Annotated in this window: 1 protein-coding gene; it reads right to left on the bottom strand. The window is 67.5% G+C overall.

The genetic code is table 11. The features are described from left to right. On the bottom strand, positions 1-462 hold a 462-nt coding region (locus FQ755_RS14325), incomplete at both ends, for a phosphopantetheine-binding protein (protein ID WP_144155221.1).

The following is a 462-nucleotide window of genomic DNA, read 5'->3' as shown; positions in this document are numbered from 1 at the left end:
GTTCCACAGGAACCATAGCCGCTGCTGTGCATACGACAACGGCAGTGGCCCGTCACGTGGTACCGCGACCAGGGGCGGCGCCTTCGACGCCTGCGCCCCCGCGACCGCCTGGGCCAGCCCCGCCAGCGTCTGCGTCTCGAACAGCTGTCGCGGGGTCACCGTCACACCGGCCTTCACCGCGCGCGCCACCACCTTCAGGATCAGTATCGAGTCACCGCCCAGCTCGAAAAAGTTCGCACGCCGCCCCGCGCGTTCGAGACCCAGCACGTCCTGCCAGATACCTGCAAGAGCGATCTCCACCTCGCCCACCGGTGCTTCGTACTCCTGTTCGACAAACTCCGGCTCGGGGAGCGCCTTCCTGTCCAGCTTGCCATTGGGCATCAGCGGCAGCGCCGGCAGCACCATCAGCGCCGAGGGCACCATGTACCCCGGCAGCTTCGACTCCAGTACCGCACGCACCTG

It is taken from the genome of Paraburkholderia sp. BCC1885 (assembly GCF_900996235.1).
Classification (GTDB): domain Bacteria; phylum Pseudomonadota; class Gammaproteobacteria; order Burkholderiales; family Burkholderiaceae; genus Paraburkholderia.
The sequence above is the reverse complement of the archived record's forward strand: the minus strand, read 5'-3'. Positions and strand labels throughout refer to the sequence as shown.